This is a genomic window from Citrobacter sp. C13, assembly GCF_014596815.2.
Taxonomy (GTDB): Bacteria; Pseudomonadota; Gammaproteobacteria; order Enterobacterales; family Enterobacteriaceae; genus Citrobacter; species Citrobacter portucalensis.
Genome location: NZ_CP115024.1, coordinates 3610020 through 3625762 on the forward strand (window position 1 = coordinate 3610020; position 15743 = coordinate 3625762).

Sequence of the window (15743 nt, forward strand, 5' to 3'; positions counted from 1 at the left end):
GCCTTTTTTCTGGAAAAATCATAAAAATCACTTATTGCCATTCCGTTTATTTTCTATCGGGTAAATAAGCGATATAATCCTTGCAGCCTTAAAGGCTATTCTTAAAAAAACAGCGAGAGTTCTTATTTACTTTAATAAATATTAAGATTATTCCTACCCACTGGTTCACATTGTCGGTTGTTGCCTTTCGTTGCTAAACCTAAACAAGATAACCCGATGATTGCCCGAAGAATAAAGAAATTGTCCCATTTCGAATAGCGGCATTTATCTGTTAAAATGTAAAAATGACGTAGCATCATAATTTTACATAATTGTAATTTTTCGTGATATGACGATGAAATCTTTTTTAGAGTAGATTATAGTTAAATCATCAGGAGTCGCGGGCAAGTTCCAGGTAGTTGTTGTATCCATCCCGAAAGGTGTTCGGTTAGTTTAAGCCACTAAGAAGGGGATGCGTTATGGATGAATACTCACCCAAAAGACATGATATCGCGCAGCTTAAATTTCTCTGCGAAACCCTGTATCATGACTGTCTTGCAAACCTTGAACAAAGTAACCATGGCTGGGTTAATGACCCTACCTCTGCCACCAGCTTGCAGCTCAATGAACTGATAGAGCATATTGCAACCTTCGCACTTAATTATAAAATTAAGTACAATGAGGACAATAAGCTGATTGCGCAGATAGATGAATACCTGGATGACACTTTTATGTTGTTCAGCAGTTATGGTATTAATACGCAGGATCTGCAGAAATGGCGGAAGTCAGGTAATCGACTGTTTCGCTGTTTTGTCAATGCCACCAGGGCTAATCCTGTTAGTTTGTCTTGTTAAAAATTATTACAATCATAGGTAAGAGTTATGTCCGATAAACCATTAACTAAAACAGATTATTTGATGCGCCTGCGACGTTGCCAGACAATTGATACGCTAGAGCGCGTTATTGAAAAAAATAAATATGAATTGTCCGACAACGAACTGGCTGTATTTTACTCAGCAGCAGATCATCGCCTTGCTGAATTGACCATGAATAAGCTTTACGACAAGATTCCAACTTCTGTTTGGAAATTCATTCGCTAATTGCACTCAAGGTTAAGTCAGGTATAGCGGTACAGTTGTCTGGCTGACCATTTTCGTATTTACAATGGTTATTTAATTCAAATCACGTGACTATGATCACAGCAAAGAAGCGGGAACGTTCCCCTTTCTTGCATTACGTTTTACTGTGCTGAAATAACCTTCAGTACACAGGGAATTCGTAATGCGTAATGAAAAGCAAAAAATGATCGCCGGCGAATACTATCGCCCGGCAGATGAAACGCTGCGCAGTGACCGCCTACGCGCTCGTCAGTTGATCCATCGCTACAATCTCACCGCTCCCGATGAAAAAAATGAGCGTCAGGCAATCCTGCATGATCTGTTAGGTCAGAGTGAGGGGGCCTATATTGAACCCTCTTTCCGTTGTGATTACGGTTATAACATCTATCTTGGTAAAGACTTTTACGCTAATTTCGACTGCGTTATGCTCGACGTCTGTCCAATTCATATTGGCGACAACTGCATGCTGGCACCTGGCGTTCATATCTATTCCGCGACCCATCCGCTGGATGCTACCGAGCGCAACAGTGGCCTGGAGTTCGGAAAGCCCGTGACAATCGGCAATAACGTCTGGATAGGTGGACGTGCAGTAATAAATCCTGGCGTCACGCTGGGTGATAACGTGGTTGTGGCATCAGGCGCAGTGGTCACCAAAAGCGTTCCGGCCAACACCGTGGTTGGAGGCAATCCCGCAAGGATCATCAAAACGCTGTGATGTTAAATGTAACTGTTATGCTAAATTGTGGTTAATCTGTTACTTTCTTCAGAACGTATCCCCTTTTAAAATAGGGCGATCGCACCTGAATTTTGCAGACACCACGAAGGCAAGAGATGACAGAAATACAGCGCCTGCTTACTGAAACAATCGACGACTTAAATATTCGCGAGAAGCGCGACAACAAACCGCGCTTTAGCATCAGCTTTATTCGCAAACATCCAGGGCTGTTTATCGGCATGTATGTTGCGTGGTTTGCCACGCTGGCGGTGATGCTACAGTCAGAAACGTTAGTCGATTCAGTATGGCTGCTGGTGGTACTGTTCGTTGTACTCAACGGCTTTTTCTTTTTCGACGTTGCGCCACGATACCGCTTTGAAGATATCGACGTTCTGGATTTTAGAGTTTGCTATAACGGAGAATGGTACAACACGCGCTTTGTCCCCTCCTCACTCATAGATACTATCCTGCACTCGCCGTCCGTGGACAGCGAACATAAAGCACAGCTGCAAAAGATGATATCGCGCAAAGGCGAACTCTCGTTTTACGATGTCTTTACGCTTACCCGCGCCCAGACCAGCCAGTAACGGCATCTCAGCACAGATAAAAAAAGTGCGTTGCTGCGAAGGCAACGCACTTTACTCCCTGAAATGCTGGCAAAGAAACTAACGTCTTTTTTTACGACCCTGTACTGCTTTAAAGCGCGGATTCGTTTTGCAGATAACGTACAAACGCCCTTTGCGTTTTACTATCTGGCAGTCAGGATGGCGCTGTTTTGCGCTGCGAAGTGAATTGAGTACCTGCATTTTAACCCCGCTTAACGCCAATAAAATGACCAAAACGTTTTTGGAAACGTGCTGCACTACCTTCATTATCAAAGGTTTTTTGTTTCCCGGTATAGTACGGATGCGATTTGGAAGAGATATCGAGGGTCACGTACGGGTACATTTCCCCCTCAAACTCAATCTCACGCTCAGTCTTGATGGTCGAACCGACCTTAAAGAATTCATTGGCACTGGTATCGTGAAACACCACGGTACGGTAAAAAGGATGAATATCCGGTTTCATGGCAACCTCAATTTGTTACGTTATAACATAACCAACAAAATACACCACTCTTGTACAAATCACAACCTGATTTACGCGACAGGGAGTCAAACGGGATGATAAGTGGCCGTAAATATATGATGCCAATCGAATAGCTTTTTGGGGTTTCGGATATACTTTCCCTACGCTGTGTAAATAAGGATATCACTGTGACAACACGACATCTGATAAGCCTGGTGACTGGGGTACTGTTCCTTTCCATCCTCGCGCCTGTAGGTTTAAGCCTGTGGCTGGCACATCGTCAGGTCGAAACGAAATTTATCGATGAGCTCGACATGTTCTCAACGCGAGTCGCATTACGTACGGAACGCGTAGGCGAGCAGGCGAAAAAAGCATTGCGCCATATTGAAGCATTTCAGGGGGTGCCTTGTAGTGAAGAGCATCTGCTGGAAATGCGTCGTTTGTCATATAGCTATCGCTATATTCAGGAAGTGCTGTACCTCAAAGATAACGTTCCGCAATGCTCATCTCTGGAAAAAAGAAGCCAGGCTGACGCATTTCCACCCGCAATGAAAGTCACGCCTGATGGATATCGCGCATGGCTTACCACGCAAAATGATTTGGGCATCAAGCGTTTTATGGCAGCATTAGGGAGCGAACATTATGTTGTGATGGTCGATCCGGGTTCTTTCATTGACGTCATCCCGTTTGGCTCATGGCCGATTGAAGTGACTATCATTGGCACCGTGCGCAACGTCGTGGTTGCCAGTAGCGCCGATCTGCCATCGGACGTTTTGCAGCATGTACAGCAAGAACGATCGATTACTCATTTTAAAAAAGATGGCAGCATTTATAACGCCCGCCCCTTTCCTGAGTTGGGTATCACGATCGTAACCTGGGCTTCCACCCTGCCATTGCAAAAAACCTGGCACCGGCAAGCACTGATCTGGCTCCCGGCAGGCATTCTTATCGGCTTACTCACCGCCGCCTTTGTTTTGCGTATTTTGCGCCGCTTACAGTCGCCCCATCACCAGTTGCAGGACGCTATCCAGCATCGGGACATCAAAGTCCACTATCAACCAATTATCTCGCTCAAAACGGGGAAAGTGGTTGGGGCAGAGGCGCTGGCTCGCTGGCAGCAGGCCGACGGAAGCTATCTGTCGCCGGAAATCTTCGTCGCGCTGGCGCATGAAACCGGGCTGACAGAGTCCCTCACCCGGTTGATCATTGAAAGCGTATTTGAAGATTTAGGCAAATGGCTGCGTCAGCATCCGGAGCAGCATATATCCATCAACCTAGAGTCAGCCGATCTGTCCTCCGAAACGCTTCCTGCCCTGTTAAGCCAGAAGGTGAACCGCTGGCAGCTTAAGCCTGCGCAAATCGCGCTGGAGCTAACTGAACGCGAATTTGCCGACCCGAAAAACAGCGCGCCGTTTATTGCTAAATACCGTCAGGCAGGCCACTCGATCTATATCGATGATTTTGGCACCGGCTATTCCAGCCTGAGCTATTTACAGGATCTGGATGTCGATATCCTGAAGATAGACAAATCTTTCGTCGATGCATTGGAGTACAATAACGTCACGCCGCATATCATCGAGATAGCAAAAACGCTGAAACTTGAGATGGTGGCGGAAGGTATCGAAACCGAGAATCAGGAAACCTGGCTACGCCAGCACGGCGTGCAGTACGGTCAGGGTTGGCTTTACAGCAAAGCGCTGCCGAAAGCGGAATTTATTCTGTGGGCAGAAAAACGGCTTTAACATGGCTGTTGATGTTGAGATGGCTGGCGGCACGCCGCACAGCCAGTCACATCACTCTTCCATAATGGGCGCAAATCCACCGTAGATCATTCGCTTGCCATCAAATGGCATAGATTCACCGAATTCCTTCATACGGGGATCGGACATCATCTTCTGATTCGCCGCATCGCGGACCTCTTTGGATGGATATTCAATCCAGCTGAATACCACTTCTTCATGATCCTGCGCTTTCACAGCCATGCGAAAATCGGTCAACTTGCCGTCGGGGACATCATCTGCCCAGCACTCCACCACGCGCAATGCACCGAACTCCTTGAAAAGCGGAGCTGCTTTTGCCGCCATCGCAATGTACGCCTCCTTGTTTTCAGCGGGTACGGCAACCACAAAGCCATCAACATACTTCATGAGAAAAACCTCCGAAGTGTACTGCGCGGCAAGCCGATTCCGGCCGCGTCAGTCGAGGTTAAGTTTAGTCGCCAGCAGACGATCGCGCCCCAGGCGTATTCTTGATGCGAATACGTGCCTGCGGCTGATGCCGAAACCACGGCAGGCAAAGCTGAATGAGCGGCCCGATTGCCAAGGCATACAGCACCGTACCAACCCCCACGGTTCCTCCCAGCAACCAGCCGATAAGCAGCACCGACACTTCGATTGCGGTTCGAATTCGTCGTACTGGCCAGCCGGTACGCGCGTGAATACCGGTCATCAGGCCGTCACGCGGACCGGCGCCAAAACCGGCACCAATGTACAGACTGGTTGCTAACGCATTCAGGAAAACTGCTGATACCAACAGCCCGCTGCGCGCCAGCAGGGATTCAAATCCCGGAATCACCAGCAGCACGGCATCTGCCGCCAGTCCGATCATAATCACGTTACTCAACGTGCCAAAGCCAGGACGCTGGCGCAACGGTATCCACGCCAGCAGCACCAACACGCCCACGGCAATAATCACCACGCCGATATTCATTGACAATAAATTGGCTACACCCAGGTGAAACACGTTCCACGGATCGGCCCCTAAATCAGCACGGACAAACATCGCCGTCGACACACCGTACAGCGTCAGCCCGATAAACAGCTGAAGTAAACGACGCAGCATGCTTTTCCCCTCTCACTCTCAGATAACTTTCATCTTCACCGCAATTGGCACTATGATTAATGTCCAGTTTTCAAAAAGTGGACTGCTATGTCATCTCGCCGTTACGGAAGCCAGTCTTTGCAGCGCCTGCTCGGACACTGGCAGGAAAGCCCCTCGCGAACGCCCATCTGGCGACAGCTGGCAGAAGCGTTACGTCTGCTTATTCTCGATGGTCGACTGGCGCTGGATAGCCGTTTACCGGGTGAACGCGAGCTCGCCGTCGTCCTGCAAGTAAGTCGAACTACCGTCGCCAGCGCTATGGCGCAACTGCGTGAAGAGGGATATCTGGAAAGCCGTCATGGTAGCGGATCACGGGTGATCCTGCCGGAACATATTCGCCATGTGCCAACCCGGACCAGTACCGGCACAGCACTTGATTTGTCCACGGCGGCGCTAAGTGCCGGACCCGAAATTCATCAGGCTTACCAACAGGCGCTGTTCGCCATGCCACAGCATCTGTTGAGTTCCGGGTATCTGCCACAGGGACTGTCGGTATTGCGTGAATCCATCGCTCAGCATTATTGCGATCGCGGGCTCCCGACGCAGCCCGATGAAATCATGGTCGTGAATGGTGCTGTCAGCGGCCTGGCGCTGATCCTACGTTTGCTCACCGGCCCCGGCGATCGCGTAGTGGTAGATCACCCTACTTATCCGCTGGCGATTGCCGCGATTCAAGGCGCATCCTGTCGCCCCGTCGGCGTGTCGCTACCCGAGCACGGTTGGGATACCGCGGGTCTGGTCGCCACCCTCGCGCAAACCGCACCGAGAATGGCCTACCTGATGCCGGACTTTCACAACCCGACCGGGCGTTGCATGGACGCTGCAACTCGCCAGGTCGTGGCGGATATTGCCGAACGAACCCGCACTACCCTGGTGGTCGATGAGACGATGGTGAACCTGTGGTATGACGCCCCGCCGCCGCCGCCACTTGCCGCATTCAATCGCGACGCGCCGATCATTCTATTGGGTTCGGCCGGGAAAAGCTTTTGGGGGGGATTACGTCTGGGCTGGATCCGGGCGTCGGCACGAACCATTGCGGCGCTGGTACAAACCCGCGACACCTTCGATTTAGGCTCCCCGGTGCTTGAACAACTCGCCACCAGTTGGCTGCTGGATAACGCCCCTAACTTTCTTCCTGACAGAAGACGCCTGCTCACATCGCGGCGAGATCTGTGCTCGGACCTGATGAACTCACATTTCCCGGAATGGCAGTTTACCCAGCCACAGGGAGGACTCTCTTTCTGGGTTGAACTGCCCGATACGCTGGCGACGCTCTTTGCCACACGCGCCGAAAGTGCAGGCATTCAGCTGGGTACCGGTACGCGGTTTGGCCTTGATGGCGCATTCGATCGCTTTTTGCGTATGCCCTTCACGTTACCGGATGACACAGCGCGTGCTGCTTTCAGAGTGTTGCAACCCATTTGGGATAACCTGCGATTGCAGGCCAGCAGCGGAAAAATGCGTAAAATAATCTAAGCGACGAGTCAAAAGACCCGCCATTGAATACCGTGATGGACAAGGAAGTCCCAGCAATATTACTGTTGAGGAGGAACCGGGAATCCCTTCAGGGAAATTACGAAATTCTCACCGTCTTTCTTAATTTTTGCCCCGGCATCACACCAGTCGGAGGCAATACGGAAGAACTCATCGCTGCCGACATTCCAGCTCAGACGAACATGTTTCACATAACCGGAACGCAGCATTTCACAAGCTTCGCCGTAATTACAGGCGGTTGAGAGCGGTTGTTGTTTCATTTTTTCTTCTTCAGTAGTCTGCGCAACGCTTTGATTTCTTTAGGAGTCAGTGCTTCAACTACGGACTCTTCCGTATGCTGGCTATCGATATCCTCAGCGGAGACTCCCGCCTCTTCAACGGCGGTAAACGCAATCAGCAGCAGTTTTTCCGTCGCAACACTTAAATTTTCGTTATGCACTTCAGCGTAATGGCGAAGCTTTTCTTTTAGCGCCTCATCAATTTTGACATTCAATACAGCGGTCGACATCGTAGAAAATCCTTGTGGTCAGCCAAAACACACCGAATGTAAGACTCTGTCGTTACAGCGCGATGGCGGCGGCAAAAGCATCAAATAACATCCCCGAAACACATTGACAGCATTTGATGACAATAAAATGACAATACGATGACAAAGAAAAGAAGATAAGCAGAAGGGAAATTGCCGGACGGCAGAATTGGGTGGGGGCTCTGCCAGCTACATCCCGGCACACACGTCATCTGCCTTGGCTGCTTCCTTCCGGACCTGACCTGGTAAACAGAGTAGTGTTGCGGGAGAACCAACAGAGCCCCCATTGAGAGCGTTGTTAACCAACGCGCAGGCGCATTATCACTGCTGCACCCTGTAATTGCAACCCATCCAGCATCGGATGCTGTTTTCTTGTGCAATGCAGCTTCACTCCTTCGCCATTCAGCATTATGCTGGAGGATTAGCGCAGGAATAAATAATGGATATACAAGACTCTTTCCCCCAACGCGTCTGGCAAATCGTCGCGTCAATCCCCGAAGGTTTCGTCACCACGTATGGCGATGTTGCCAGGCTTGCCGGTTCGCCGCGTGCTGCGCGCCAGGTAGGCGGCGTGCTTAAGCGTCTCCCCGAAGGCAGCACTCTGCCCTGGCATCGGGTGGTCAATCGCCATGGTACCATTTCGCTGACCGGCCCCGACCTGCAACGGCAGCGTCAGGCGTTACTGGCAGAGGGAATTGTGGTTTCTGGAAGCGGACAGATCGATTTACAGCGTTATCGCTGGGTGTACTAACCCTCTCCAGGCGGAGAGGGTTACGACTACCTTAGTACTGCGTGGGGGCAGGAACGGCAGAAGACGGATTCACCTGGGTTGGTGACGTTGACGGCACCGTGGTGGCAGCCCCACCGCTCGCCTGAACCGGTACTGCCGTTTGCTGTACAGGGACCAGCGTCAGGTCAGCTTTTGTACCACCCTGATTAATGACCGTCTGAACGGTATCAGTAATAAAGACCAGTTTGTCATTAACCGTAATTGCCGCACTCAGCAGAATACGAGCGTTAGGCTGAATATCTGCTGGATTAAACGGTAATACGAAGCTGAATGGCGCCTGCTTGCCTTCAGTACGGACCGCTTTTTGCGACAGCACTTTTGACGGCGCATCGGCCAGCGACGCATCTGACAGCGTGACGGTCAGCACCGCATCGGGTGGCAAGGCCACTTTCTGGCGGATCCATACCGTACCAGAAACATTTGGCTGTTGAATTTTAGACTGTGTGTCAGCAATTGACGTATTAGGGCTTGGCGCAGGTGTCTGAATATCTGCACTTTTATCAGCACAGGCCGCCAGAGCGACCGCAACCGCTAAACCACTTACCATGTGCACGAGTTTCATTAAATTCTCCTTATCATCTATGCACCAGCGAGAACTTTCCTCGCCAGAAGAGTGGTTAACAAAAACATAACGTGACTAAGTGTGGCACAAGACAGCTGTTTTTGCCTGTAATAGGCCTTTAATTCAGACAATTGCACCCATCGGACCACTTTCAAAATTGCGTTATACTCTGCCTACCTCGCTGCGAGAATGATATAACCTGGAGAGCACGTATGAGTCTGGCGCTGAAAAATTTGCTGACATTGTTAAATCTGGAAAAAATTGAAGAAGGACTCTTTCGGGGCCAAAGTGAAGACTTAGGGTTGCGTCAGGTTTTTGGGGGACAGGTTGTCGGTCAGGCGCTGTATGCCGCCAAAGAAACCGTACCGGAAGAGCGTCTGGTCCACTCTTTTCACAGCTATTTTTTACGCCCCGGCGATAGCCAAAAGCCCATCATCTATGATGTTGAAGTCTTGCGTGATGGTAACAGCTTCAGCGCGCGCCGCGTTGCCGCAATTCAGAATGGTAAACCCATTTTTTACATGACCGCCTCTTTCCAGGCACCGGAAGACGGATTTGAACATCAGAAAACCATGCCGGATGCGCCGGGTCCCGATGAGCTGAAATCAGAAACGGAAATTGCCCGTTCAGTGGCGCATTTACTGCCGCCGCTGTTGAAAGAAAAATTTATCAACGATCGTCCGTTGGAAGTGCGCCCGGTTGAGTTTCACAACCCCTTAAAAGGTCACGTCGCACCTCCGGCGCGCCAGGTATGGATCCGCGCAAACGGCGAGCTGCAGGACGATCTACGCGTCCATCAATATCTGCTTGGCTATGCCTCAGACCTGAACTTCCTGCCTGTTGCACTGCAGCCATACGGGATTGGTTTTCTGGAAAAAGGGATTCAGATCGCCACCATTGACCACTCCATGTGGTTCCACCGTCCGTTCAATATTAATGAGTGGCTGTTGTATAACGTCGAGAGCACTTCGGCCTCCGGTGCCCGGGGTTTTGTACGCGGGGAGTTTTATACCCAGGACGGCGTACTGGTCGCCTCTACCGTGCAGGAAGGGGTAATGCGTAATCGCAATTGAGAATTACCGGATGGTGACGCAAAAGCGTTGCCATCCGGCAGATTGAAACATCAAGCGTTGTAGGCGTTTTCGCCGTGACTGTTCACATCCAGACCTTCGCGTTCCTGCTCTTCCGGTACGCGCAGACCCACCGTCATATCTGCCAGCTTATAGCCAATGAAGGCCACCACGCCGGACCAGACGATGGTGATCGCCACGCTTTCCAGTTGCACCAGCAGCTGATGCCCCATGGTCACGCCCTCGGCAAAGCCCACGCCGCCCAGAGAGCTCGCAGCGAAAACGCCGGTCAGGATGCAGCCAACAATACCGCACACGCCGTGCACGCCAAACACATCACACGGATCGTCCACGCGCAGAAAACGCTTCAGCATGGTCACACCCCACAGGCCAGCCAGCCCCGCAACGACACCGATAATCAGCGCTCCTCCGACACCAATGTAGCCACATGCAGGTGTTACGCCCACCAGACCTGCAATAGCACCAGAACAAGCGCCCAGCAGAGACGGTTTGCCACGCAGCGCCCATTCACCGAAGATCCATCCGAGGATGGCGGCAGCGGTGGCGACCACGGTATTGACGAAGGCCAGTGCGGCAATTTCATTCGCCGTTCCCGCTGAACCGGCGTTAAAGCCAAACCAACCAATGTACAGAATAGCGGTACCAGTGAAGACCATCGGCAGGTTATGCGGTTTAAAAGCCTCTTTGCCAAAGCCAACGCGTTTGCCAATCAGATACGCACCAACCAGACCGGCAATCGCTGCGTTGATGTGCACGACCGTCCCGCCGGCAAAATCCAGTGCGCCGTGAGAAGCCAGCAAACCACCGCCCCAGACCATATGAGCAATGGGGATGTACGACAGCGTTAACCATACCACCACAAAAATCAGCACCGCAGAGAAGCGAATACGTTCAGCCAGCGCCCCGACAATCAGCCCAACGGTGATGCAGGCAAAAGAGCCCTGAAAAGCAACGTGAATGTACTGGTAGAAGCTCCCCGTGACCGCCGTCAGCGCGATGTTCTTCAGCAATACCCAGTTGAAGTTACCGAAGAAATTATTCCCTTCGCCAAAGGCCAGTGAGTAGCCATAAACCACCCATAGAATACAAACCAGAGCGAATGTCACCGTCACCTGAGTCAGCATCGACAGCACGTTCTTACCGCGAATCAAACCGCCGTAGAACAGCGCAATGCCAGGGATAGTCATAAACAGCACCAGCGCGGTACAGATCATCATAAAAGCATTATCTGCTTTATCCGCAACCGCCGGTGCCGCCATCGCCAGTCCTGGCAGCAGCGCCAGTGAGGCAATACCCGTTTTCATCGTTGCTATCTTCATTTTTTGGTTTCCTATCACTGTGTGCCAGAAGTTACAGTGCGGCTTCGTCGGCTTCGCCGGTACGAATACGAATCACACGTTGCAGCTCGGCGACGAAGATTTTGCCGTCGCCAATTTTTCCGGTGTATGCCGCCTTACTGATGACATCAATCACGCCATCCAGTTGGTCGTCGGCAATCGCCACATCAATCTTCACCTTTGGCAGAAAATTGACGCTATATTCAGCCCCACGGTACAGCTCAGCATGACCTTTCTGTCGGCCAAACCCCTTCACTTCGGTGACGGTCAGCCCCTGAATACCAATAGACGACAGTGCTTCACGGACGTCTTCCAGTTTGAACGGTTTGATTACCACGGTAACCAGCTTCATAGATCCCCTCCAGTCAGAATTCAGTAGTGGCTGCAGATACACGAGAGGAATATTGCAAGGGATGTGCCAGGAATGAAAAACGCGGAATGATTCAGGTTTGCAGGGTGCTGCCGGGAGAGAAACAGAAAAAACGCACTATTACGGTGCATAGTGCGTTACATTTTTGCACCAGATTGTTGATTACCAGATGGCGGCATAAACGCCTTACCCGGCCTACGATACCGCGTGGCCGGATAAGCGCTGCGCCGTCAGGCGATAACAGAATCCTCTTGCGTGCTGGCGGCTAACTCTTCCCCCGCCAGCTGCAACTGATACATCTGCCAGTAACGGCCTTGCGACGCCAGTAATTGCTGGTGCGTACCACGCTCAACCGCCTGACCGCGATGCAGCACCAGAATGGTATCCGCATCGACAATCGTCGATAACCGATGCGCTATCACCACAAGCGTTGTGTGTTCGCGTACCGCCGCCAGCGCGTGCTGAATAGCTTGTTCAGTCCCGGAGTCAATGCTGGCCGTGGCTTCATCGAGGATCAGTACCTGCGGCGTTTCAACTAATACCCGCGCCAGTGCCAGCAGCTGTTTCTGCCCAACGGAGAGATTATTGCCCTGCTCACCCAGCCGGGTATGAATCCCCTCGCTCAAGCCCCGAGCCAGTTCTGCCAGTTGCACGGTCTCCAGCGCCCGCCATACCCGCTCTTCTGAGATATCGCGGCCCAGCGTGACGTTTGCCAGGAAAGTATCCGCCATCACCACCGGATCCTGCTGCACCATCGCGATGCCCTGACGTAACGCACTGTGGCTCAGTGAAGACAGTGGCCGTCCGTCAAGGCGGATTTCCCCCTGCGTCAACGGGTAGTAACCCATCAGCAGGCTGGCCAGCGTACTTTTGCCGCTGCCGGTATGTCCGACCAAAGCTACAAAGCTGCGCGAAGGCACGGACAGACTGATGTTTTGCAGCACCAGATTGTCATCGCGATAGGCAAATGAAACGTTATCCACCTCAATGTCTCCGCTTTTGAGCGGGCGATCGTCTTCACCATAGCGCTGACGAGGCCCGTCCATCAGTTCGAACACTCGCTCACCGGCGACAACCGCCTGCTGCAGCATTGATTGCTGGGTGGTCAGCTCGATCAGCGGTTCGTTCAAACGGCCGAGGTAGCTGATGAACGCGTACAGCACGCCAACCTCGATGGAGGTGCCAGAGGTAAAACTGAACAGCATCAGCAAACCGCAGAGGATCAGCGCCGAAAAAAGACTCAGCAGCGGACGCAGCAAAAAGCCATCCAGTCGCAGGGTTTGCATACGCGCCATATAGTGCGAGCGGCTGGCCTCCCCCATTCTCTCGCCAAACCTTGCCTGCTGGCGGAACTGCTGGATAACGCTCATGCCGTTGATGACCTCGTTAAAGCCATCGTTAATATCCGCCAGATAAGCGCGCACCCGACGCACAATCGGGGTGCTGTAGCGTTGGTAAATCACCATCACCACCAGCACCGCCGGGAAAATGGCCATCGCCACCAGCGCCATACGCCACTCGAGGCTGAACATCGCGACCAGCATGGCGCCGATTAAGGCCGCGCTGCGCAGAACCGTTGCGACCACCGTCACGTACAGGTCACGAATAACTTCAGTGTCATTGGTCACGCGGGAGATAAGCTGCCCGACGGGCTGAGTATCAAAGGCGCTGAGCGGCTGGCGTAGCGCAGCGTCCATTACGTCGGTACGTAACTGTTGTACTACGCCAACCGCCGCCTGGTTAAACAGTAACGACTGCGCGTAATGCAGCCCTGCCGCCAGCAGTTGCAGACCGACATAGGCGGCAACCAGCCCGGCAACCATCGCCAGCGGCAGATTGTTCTTCGCCACCATGTTATCGATAAAATAGCTAATCAGCAGCGGGCCGCTGACTTCCGCCGCCGCAGCCACCCACAGCATGACGACCGCAATCGCCAGCTGTTTTCGCCATGGTGAACCGTATGCCAGTAACCTTTTCAGAGTTGGCCATAATTGCCCAAAACTACGCATTAGCCACCTCCTCGTTTATCTCTGGCGCATCAGACAGTGCCGCTTCCAGTTGCTGATAGCGGTACATATCACGATACCAGCCGGGCTGCTGCACTAAAGATTCATGCTCACCGCGCTGGGCAATATGCCCATGCTGCATCACGATAATTTCGCTGGCTTCCGTCAGGGCCGATAAACGGTGAGCGCTAATAATTACGGTTCGGCCTTCGCCCCACTGGCGCAGGTTATGCAGGATCTGATGTTCGGTACGACCATCTACCGCCGACAACGCATCATCCAGAATCAGGATTTCAGCGTTCAGCAGAAGCGCTCGAGCGATAGAAATACGCTGTTTTTGCCCACCAGACAGCATCACCCCGCGTTCGCCCACTTCGGTGTCGTAGCCCTGAGGAAGACGTAAAATATCCTCATGAACGCTGGCAAGGCGCGCCACATGCTCGATCTCTTCCTGCGTGGCCTGCGGACGTCCTAAGGCGATGTTATTACCGACGGTATCGGAAAACAGGAATGGCGTCTGGCTGACAACCGCCAGTCGGCTGCGCCAGCTATCCAGCTGTAAGCGCGTTAATGGGATATCATGAAAGCGCACATCGCCCTGGGTGATATCAAAATGACGCTGGATCAGCGACAGCACCGTACTTTTTCCCGAGCCGGTCGGACCACAGATGCCCAGCATCTGTCCAGGTTTGAGCTGGAAATTCACATTTTCCAGCGCCGGGTGGGTGGTTTGCGGGTAACAAAATTCGCGAATCGCCACCGCCAGCTCGCCGCGTCCTTCCGGCACCGGTTCAGTACCGTCATCCACTACCGGCGCTTCTGCCAGCATGGCGCGAATTCGGCTATACGCGGCGCTGCCGCGTTCGACGATGTTAAACATCCAGGCCAGCGCCAGCATCGGCCAAATCATCAGACCGAGATACATCATAAAGCTGGTGAGCTGCCCGAGCGTCAGCGAGCCGTGTACCACCATCCAGCTTCCCCCGGCAATCGCCAGCAGGTTAGCCATACCAATGGCGATATAAATCGTGGGATCAAAGCGGGCGTCAATGCGCGCCACGCGCAGGTTTTTCTTACCGGTATCTTCAGCATCAGCGGCAAATAATGCCGACTGTCGATCCTCCAGACCAAAGGCCTTGATCATACGAATACTGGTCAGGCTTTCCTGAGTACGATCGTTGAGACTGGAAAACGCCGCCTGCGCCAGCTTAAAACGGTTATGGAGTCGATCGCCGTAACGTTTGATCATCAACGCCATCACCGGCATCGGCAGCAGCGCAATCAACGTCAGTTGCCAGCTTATCTGCGTTGACATCACGATCAGCACCGCACACCCCATGACCAGCGAATCCACCAGCGTCAGCACCCCTTCTCCGGCGGCAAATACGACGCGATCGACATCGTTGGTTGCCCGCGCCATCAGATCGCCCGTACGGTGCCGCAGATAAAATTCTGGATGCTGGCGACTCAACTGACGGTAATAATCTTCCCGCAGCTCAACCGCCAGTTGGTAGGATGCGCCAAACAGCAGCACGCGCCAGACATAGCGCAGCAAATAAACCACCACGGCAATCAGGGCAATTGTCCCCACCCACATCAGCAGCCGCTCGGTGGTGAAACGTTGAGTCGTCACGCCATCCACAATGATCCCGACCACTTTCGGCGGAATAAGCTGAAGGATAGCGATGATGATAAGCAAGGCCACTGCCCCGAGGTAGCGACGCCACTCCCGGCGGAAGTACCAGCTTAATTGAGCAAATAATCGCACGCGTTATGTCCTGACAAGATTTCCGGCAATAAGCGCCGG

19 protein-coding genes and 1 other RNA gene are annotated in these 15743 nt (G+C 52.4%); 8 read left to right on the forward strand and 12 right to left on the reverse strand.

Annotation, left to right across the window (positions count from 1 at the left end; genetic code table 11):
• The first annotated feature begins 458 nt into the window (after positions 1-458).
• The 4 genes from tomB to IB222_RS17350 all read left to right on the forward strand — a co-directional run bounded on the left by tomB (position 459) and on the right by IB222_RS17350 (position 2399).
• Positions 459-833, forward strand: coding sequence for an Hha toxicity modulator TomB (gene tomB, locus IB222_RS17335; RefSeq protein ID WP_003021733.1), 375 nt, complete (start codon positions 459-461; stop codon positions 831-833).
• 27 nt (positions 834-860) lie between these two features.
• Positions 861-1079: an HHA domain-containing protein gene (locus IB222_RS17340; RefSeq protein WP_002892050.1), complete on the forward strand. Its 219-nt coding sequence runs from the start codon at positions 861-863 to the stop codon at positions 1077-1079.
• A gap of 181 nt (positions 1080-1260) precedes the next feature.
• Positions 1261-1812 (forward strand): maltose O-acetyltransferase, encoded by a 552-nt coding sequence (gene maa, locus IB222_RS17345; protein WP_149384075.1) that lies wholly within the window; start codon positions 1261-1263, stop codon positions 1810-1812.
• 116 nt (positions 1813-1928) lie between these two features.
• Positions 1929-2399: a YlaC family protein gene (locus IB222_RS17350; protein ID WP_020996574.1), complete on the forward strand. Its 471-nt coding sequence runs from the start codon at positions 1929-1931 to the stop codon at positions 2397-2399.
• A gap of 78 nt (positions 2400-2477) precedes the next feature.
• Here IB222_RS17350 and ykgO read toward each other — a convergent pair whose 3' ends face one another.
• Positions 2478-2618, reverse strand: coding sequence for a type B 50S ribosomal protein L36 (gene ykgO, locus IB222_RS17355; protein ID WP_005125190.1), 141 nt, complete (start codon positions 2616-2618; stop codon positions 2478-2480).
• 1 nt (position 2619) lies between these two features.
• Positions 2620-2880 carry a type B 50S ribosomal protein L31 gene (locus tag IB222_RS17360; RefSeq protein ID WP_003021719.1) on the reverse strand — a complete coding sequence of 87 codons (261 nt, stop codon included), beginning with the start codon at positions 2878-2880 and terminating at the stop codon, positions 2620-2622.
• Positions 2881-3068: 188 nt separating this feature from the next.
• Here IB222_RS17360 and IB222_RS17365 point away from each other — a divergent pair, with 188 nt between their 5' ends.
• Positions 3069-4622: an EAL domain-containing protein gene (locus tag IB222_RS17365; protein WP_148362336.1), complete on the forward strand. Its 1554-nt coding sequence runs from the start codon at positions 3069-3071 to the stop codon at positions 4620-4622.
• A gap of 51 nt (positions 4623-4673) precedes the next feature.
• Here the strand turns inward: IB222_RS17365 and IB222_RS17370 are convergent, their stop codons facing one another.
• Both IB222_RS17370 and IB222_RS17375 read right to left on the reverse strand, forming a co-directional pair.
• Positions 4674-5027 (reverse strand): DUF1428 family protein, encoded by a 354-nt coding sequence (locus IB222_RS17370; protein ID WP_003831033.1) that lies wholly within the window; start codon positions 5025-5027, stop codon positions 4674-4676.
• A gap of 64 nt (positions 5028-5091) precedes the next feature.
• On the reverse strand, positions 5092-5721 hold the full coding sequence (locus IB222_RS17375; protein ID WP_149384074.1) for a hypothetical protein: 630 nt from the start codon (positions 5719-5721) through the stop codon (positions 5092-5094).
• Between the two features lie 87 nt (positions 5722-5808).
• Between IB222_RS17375 and IB222_RS17380 the strand changes: the two genes are divergently transcribed.
• Entirely contained in the window at positions 5809-7236 is a 1428-nt protein-coding gene (locus IB222_RS17380) for a PLP-dependent aminotransferase family protein (protein WP_149384073.1), read from the forward strand.
• Between the two features lie 59 nt (positions 7237-7295).
• Here the strand turns inward: IB222_RS17380 and IB222_RS17385 are convergent, their stop codons facing one another.
• The 3 genes from IB222_RS17385 to ffs form a co-directional block, all read right to left on the reverse strand.
• Positions 7296-7514 carry a hypothetical protein gene (locus tag IB222_RS17385; protein ID WP_003831030.1) on the reverse strand — a complete coding sequence of 73 codons (219 nt, stop codon included), beginning with the start codon at positions 7512-7514 and terminating at the stop codon, positions 7296-7298.
• Entirely contained in the window at positions 7511-7762 is a 252-nt protein-coding gene (locus IB222_RS17390; RefSeq protein WP_003831029.1) for a hypothetical protein, read from the reverse strand. The genes IB222_RS17385 and IB222_RS17390 overlap by 4 nt, the downstream gene beginning before the upstream one ends.
• A gap of 198 nt (positions 7763-7960) precedes the next feature.
• Positions 7961-8057: signal recognition particle sRNA small type (ffs, locus tag IB222_RS17395), an RNA gene on the reverse strand.
• 162 nt (positions 8058-8219) lie between these two features.
• Here ffs and IB222_RS17400 point away from each other — a divergent pair.
• Complete coding sequence (locus IB222_RS17400; RefSeq protein WP_003831028.1) at positions 8220-8531, forward strand: MGMT family protein; 312 nt, start codon at positions 8220-8222, stop codon at positions 8529-8531.
• 31 nt (positions 8532-8562) lie between these two features.
• Here the strand turns inward: IB222_RS17400 and IB222_RS17405 are convergent, their stop codons facing one another.
• A complete protein-coding gene (locus IB222_RS17405; RefSeq protein ID WP_003021666.1) occupies positions 8563-9132 on the reverse strand; it encodes a YbaY family lipoprotein in 570 nt (189 codons plus the stop codon).
• 212 nt (positions 9133-9344) lie between these two features.
• On the opposite strand from IB222_RS17405, the gene tesB reads away from it, so the two are divergent.
• The gene (gene tesB, locus IB222_RS17410) at positions 9345-10205 is read left to right on the forward strand and encodes an acyl-CoA thioesterase II (RefSeq protein ID WP_003831027.1); all 861 of its coding nucleotides are present in this window, start codon (positions 9345-9347) and stop codon (positions 10203-10205) included.
• A gap of 50 nt (positions 10206-10255) precedes the next feature.
• Here the strand turns inward: tesB and amtB are convergent, their stop codons facing one another.
• From amtB to IB222_RS17430, 4 genes are all read right to left on the reverse strand, one after another.
• A complete protein-coding gene (amtB, locus tag IB222_RS17415; RefSeq protein ID WP_008783954.1) occupies positions 10256-11542 on the reverse strand; it encodes an ammonium transporter AmtB in 1287 nt (428 codons plus the stop codon).
• A 31-nt stretch (positions 11543-11573) separates the two neighbouring features.
• A complete protein-coding gene (glnK, locus tag IB222_RS17420; protein ID WP_003021657.1) occupies positions 11574-11912 on the reverse strand; it encodes a P-II family nitrogen regulator in 339 nt (112 codons plus the stop codon).
• Positions 11913-12160: 248 nt separating this feature from the next.
• Positions 12161-13939 (reverse strand): SmdB family multidrug efflux ABC transporter permease/ATP-binding protein, encoded by a 1779-nt coding sequence (locus IB222_RS17425; RefSeq protein ID WP_149384071.1) that lies wholly within the window; start codon positions 13937-13939, stop codon positions 12161-12163.
• Positions 13932-15704, reverse strand: a complete 1773-nt coding sequence (locus IB222_RS17430) for a SmdA family multidrug ABC transporter permease/ATP-binding protein (RefSeq protein WP_149384070.1) — start codon at positions 15702-15704, stop codon at positions 13932-13934. The genes IB222_RS17425 and IB222_RS17430 overlap by 8 nt, the downstream gene beginning before the upstream one ends.
• Positions 15705-15743: the final 39 nt, after the last annotated feature.

Bases quoted from the DNA above. Each gene is read 5' to 3' on its own strand.
- tomB (WP_003021733.1), top strand. From the start codon at position 459: ATGGATGAATACTCACCCAAAAGACATGATATCGCGCAGCTTAAATTT.
- IB222_RS17340 (WP_002892050.1), top strand. From the start codon at position 861: ATGTCCGATAAACCATTAACTAAAACAGATTATTTGATGCGCCTGCGA.
- maa (WP_149384075.1), top strand. From the start codon at position 1,261: ATGCGTAATGAAAAGCAAAAAATGATCGCCGGCGAATACTATCGCCCG.
- IB222_RS17350 (WP_020996574.1), top strand. From the start codon at position 1,929: ATGACAGAAATACAGCGCCTGCTTACTGAAACAATCGACGACTTAAAT.
- ykgO (WP_005125190.1), bottom strand. From the start codon at position 2,618: ATGCAGGTACTCAATTCACTTCGCAGCGCAAAACAGCGCCATCCTGAC.
- IB222_RS17360 (WP_003021719.1), bottom strand. From the start codon at position 2,880: ATGAAACCGGATATTCATCCTTTTTACCGTACCGTGGTGTTTCACGAT.
- IB222_RS17370 (WP_003831033.1), bottom strand. From the start codon at position 5,027: ATGAAGTATGTTGATGGCTTTGTGGTTGCCGTACCCGCTGAAAACAAG.
- IB222_RS17375 (WP_149384074.1), bottom strand. From the start codon at position 5,721: ATGCTGCGTCGTTTACTTCAGCTGTTTATCGGGCTGACGCTGTACGGT.
- IB222_RS17380 (WP_149384073.1), top strand. From the start codon at position 5,809: ATGTCATCTCGCCGTTACGGAAGCCAGTCTTTGCAGCGCCTGCTCGGA.
- IB222_RS17385 (WP_003831030.1), bottom strand. From the start codon at position 7,514: ATGAAACAACAACCGCTCTCAACCGCCTGTAATTACGGCGAAGCTTGT.
- IB222_RS17390 (WP_003831029.1), bottom strand. From the start codon at position 7,762: ATGTCGACCGCTGTATTGAATGTCAAAATTGATGAGGCGCTAAAAGAA.
- IB222_RS17400 (WP_003831028.1), top strand. From the start codon at position 8,220: ATGGATATACAAGACTCTTTCCCCCAACGCGTCTGGCAAATCGTCGCG.
- IB222_RS17405 (WP_003021666.1), bottom strand. From the start codon at position 9,132: ATGAAACTCGTGCACATGGTAAGTGGTTTAGCGGTTGCGGTCGCTCTG.
- tesB (WP_003831027.1), top strand. From the start codon at position 9,345: ATGAGTCTGGCGCTGAAAAATTTGCTGACATTGTTAAATCTGGAAAAA.
- amtB (WP_008783954.1), bottom strand. From the start codon at position 11,542: ATGAAGATAGCAACGATGAAAACGGGTATTGCCTCACTGGCGCTGCTG.
- glnK (WP_003021657.1), bottom strand. From the start codon at position 11,912: ATGAAGCTGGTTACCGTGGTAATCAAACCGTTCAAACTGGAAGACGTC.
- IB222_RS17425 (WP_149384071.1), bottom strand. From the start codon at position 13,939: ATGCGTAGTTTTGGGCAATTATGGCCAACTCTGAAAAGGTTACTGGCA.